Annotated in this window: 3 protein-coding genes and 1 pseudogene; 3 read left to right on the top strand and 1 reads right to left on the bottom strand. The window is 71.4% G+C overall.

Features of this window, described 5'->3' with window-relative positions:
• A pseudogene (locus tag QMK34_RS45180) lies at positions 1 to 564 on the top strand (phosphotriesterase); the annotation flags it as partial.
• Between the two features lie 4 nt (positions 565 to 568).
• On the opposite strand, the gene QMK34_RS45175 reads toward QMK34_RS45180, so the two are convergent.
• Positions 569 to 1,477 (bottom strand): PAC2 family protein, encoded by a 909-nt coding sequence (locus QMK34_RS45175; protein WP_326421038.1) that lies wholly within the window; start codon positions 1,475 to 1,477, stop codon positions 569 to 571.
• Positions 1,478 to 1,690: 213 nt separating this feature from the next.
• Between QMK34_RS45175 and QMK34_RS45170 the strand changes: the two genes are divergently transcribed.
• Positions 1,691 to 2,371: an HAD family hydrolase gene (locus tag QMK34_RS45170; protein ID WP_326421037.1), complete on the top strand. Its 681-nt coding sequence runs from the start codon at positions 1,691 to 1,693 to the stop codon at positions 2,369 to 2,371.
• A 66-nt stretch (positions 2,372 to 2,437) separates the two neighbouring features.
• The coding region (locus tag QMK34_RS45165) for a bifunctional transcriptional activator/DNA repair enzyme AdaA (protein WP_326421039.1) at positions 2,438 to 3,396 on the top strand (959 nt) is incomplete at its 3' end.

The raw sequence follows: 3,396 nt of genomic DNA, 5'->3' as shown, positions 1-3,396 counted from the left end.
GATCCGGAGCGGCACCGGACCGGCCCGCGCGCGGGCCTGATCAAGGTCGCGGGCGCGTTCCACCGGCTCGACTGCCACGCCCGGCTGACCATGACCGCCGCCGCCGCGGCTCATCACCGGACCGGCGCCCCCATCGCGGTACACCTCGAACTGGGGACGGCCGCCCTCGAGACCGTCGAGCTGCTCTGCGGGCAGCTGAACGTTCCGCCCGAAAGTGTCATTCTCGGCCACCTGAACCGGGCGCCCGACCTCCGGCTGCACCGCGACGTCGCCCGGACTGGTGTCTTCCTGGCCTTCGACGGCCCGTCGCGGGCGCACCACGCGACGGACTGCGGGCTGGTGGACCAGCTGCTCGACCTCGCCGGGGCCGGTCACGCGGGCCGGCTGCTCCTTGGCGGCGACACCCTCGGCCCGGCGGCCAGGTCCGCCACCGGAGGCGGACCTGGCATGCCGTACCTGCTCGACACCCTGCGCCCGCGGCTCGCCCGTGAGCTGGGGTGCGAGGTGGTCACCGCGATGCTGGTGGCGAACCCCGCGCGGGCGTTCGCCGCGCGCTGGCGGTAGCGGCTCAGCGTGTGCCGGGACCGTCCTGGCCGGGACGGCGGCGGCGGAGGTAGCGCTCGAACTCGGCGGCGATCTTGTCGCCGCTGACCTCGTCGATGGCCAGTTCGGTCTCGGCGTCGCCGCGCTCTTCCAGGCTGCGGACGTACTCGCTGATCTCCTCGTCCTCCTCGGCCATCTCCGAAACCGTCCGCTGCCATTCCTCGGACTGCTCGGGCAGTGCGCCGAGCGGGATCTCGAGGTCGAGGATGTCCTCCAGCTTGTGCAGCAGCGCGAGGGTCGCCTTCGGGGACGGCGGGTGCGAGACGTAGTGCGGCACCGCGGCCCAGATCGAGACCGCGGGCACCCCCGCCTGGACGCAGTAGTCCTGCAGGACGCCGACGATGCCGGTCGGGCCCTGGTAGTTGTTCAGCTCCAGCCGGAACTGCGAAGCGGTGTCCTTGTCGTAGGCCGTTCCGGTGACCGGGACGGGCCGGGTGTGGGCGGTGTCCGCGAGCAGCGCGCCGAGGGTGACCACGGTGGCGACCTCGAGTTCGAGGATGTGCTCCAGCAGCTCGGCGCAGAACGCGCGCCAGCGCATGTTCGGCTCGGGGCCCTGCACGAGCACGACGTCGCGGTCGAACCCCTCGGGGCGGCACACCGACAGCGTCGTGGTCGGCCATTCCACCCTTCGGGTGACGCCGTCGACCATGCGGATTGTGGGTCTGCTCACCTGAAAGTCGTAGTACTCGTCCGGACTCAGCTCGGCCAGCGCCGTCGCGTCCCAGTTGAGCTGCAGATGTTCCACCGCCCTGCTGGCCGCGTCACCTGCGTCGTTCCAGCCCTCGAAGGCCACCACCATCAGCGGTTTGGTCTCTTCGGGGCGGTCGCGGCCCGTGGTCTCGGGCTGCTGGGTCTCGTCGGCGGGCTCACTCACCTGGTCAGCCTACGACCAGGCCGCCGTAGGCTGTTGGGCATGTCCGGTCGCCTTTCGTCACCATCGCCGGACGCGGTGTGTTCGCGGCCACCCGCCGGACGTGCCCGGCGGTGCCGGTGAGGGCTGGTGGGGACGTGGTCGAGACCACTACTTTCAGACTGAACCTCGCAAAAACGGTGTAAACCGACATTCAAGCCCGACCAAGGGGGAATCGTGACTGAACCGTCCACTCCGGACGGACTCGACGCTGTGCTGTGGGATATGGACGGCACGCTCGTGGATTCGGAAAAGCTCTGGGACGTCGCGCTGTACGAGTGCGCCGAGGCGCTGGGCGGCAAGTTGTCCGAGGAACAGCGGATGACCCTCGTCGGGTCCAATATGGACAGTACGGCGAGCTACCTGCTCGAGGTCGTCGGCAGGCCGGTGACCCCCGAGACCGTCGCCGAGACGGGGGACTGGATCCGCCACCGCACTGCCGGCCTGTTCGACGACGCGCTGCCCTGGCGCCCTGGCGCCCGCGAGGCGCTGGTCGCGCTGCGCACGGCAGGCGTCAGGTCGGCGCTGGTGACGTCGACCGAGCGGTCGCTGACCGAGCTCGCGCTGAACACCATCGGCCGCGAGTTCTTCGACGTCACGGTGTGCGGCGACGAGGTCGGCGGGCACAACAAGCCCCACCCCCGGCCCTACCAGCTCGCCGCCGAGTTGCTCGGGGTCGCGCCTGAGCGCTGCGTCGCCATCGAGGACTCCCCGCCAGGCACCGAGTCGGCCGCCGCGGCCGGGTGCACGGTCCTGGTCATCCCCAACGACGTCGAGGTGCCCGAGGGCGAGCGCCGTGTCCTCCGCGCCTCCCTGGTGGGCGTCGACGCCCACGTCCTGGCCGCCCTGCTCCGGTGAGTCGTCCTCCAGGGTGATGTCGTTTTTTCGCTAGCGGCACGGTCGTGAGTGGCCGATGCTGGGGTGATGCACGAAGACTTCGAGCGGTGCCTGCGGGCGGTTCAGGGCAAGGACGCCCGGTTCGACGGATGGTTCTTCATCGCGGTGGTGACCACCGGCATCTACTGCCGTCCCAGCTGCCCGGTGGTGCCGCCGAAGCCGAAGAACATGCGGTTCCACCCCAGCGCGGCCTCGGCCCAGCTGGCGGGTTTCCGCGCCTGCAAACGCTGCAGGCCGGACGCGAGCCCCGGTTCCCCGCAGTGGAACGAGCGGGCGGACCTCGTCGCCAGGGCGATGCGCCTGATCGGTGACGGGGTGGTCGACCGCGACGGCGTCGGCGGGCTCGCCGCCCGCCTCGGCTACAGCGTCCGGCAGATCGAGCGGCAGGTCCGCGCCGAGCTCGGCGCGGGTCCACTCGCGCTGGCCAGGGCGGAACGGGCGCAGACGGCGCGACTCCTGATCGAGACGACCGCGCTGTCGATGACCGAGATCGCGCTGGCCGCCGGATTCGGCAGCATCCGGATGTTCAACGACACCGTCCGCGAGGTGTTCGCGCTGTCCCCGACCGAGCTGCGCGCCCGGGTCCGCACCGGCACGGCCGTCGCGACGACCAGCACGCTGTCGCTCCGGCTGCCCTACCGCTCGCCGCTCTGCCCCGAGAATCTGTTCGGCCATCTCGCGGCGACCGGTGTGCCCGGCGTCGAGGAATGGCGTGACGGTGCCTATCGCCGCACGATGCGGCTCCCGCACGGCTCCGCCGTCGTCGCCCTCAAACCCGAGGACGGTTACATCGGCTGCCGGCTCACCCTCGGCGACCTGCGGGACCTGGCCATCGCGATCAGCCGCTGCCGTCGCCTGCTCGACCTCGACGCCGACCCGATCGCGGTGGACGAGCTCCTCGGCGAGGACCCCCTGCTGGCCCCACTGGTCGCCGCCGCGCCCGGACGCCGGGTCCCGCGCACGGTCGACGGCGAGGAGTTCGCCGT

Origin of the sequence: Amycolatopsis sp. H20-H5 (assembly GCF_035828755.1) — a bacterium.
Taxonomy (GTDB): domain Bacteria; phylum Actinomycetota; class Actinomycetes; order Mycobacteriales; family Pseudonocardiaceae; genus Amycolatopsis.
This window is presented reverse-complemented; position numbering and strand designations above follow the sequence as displayed.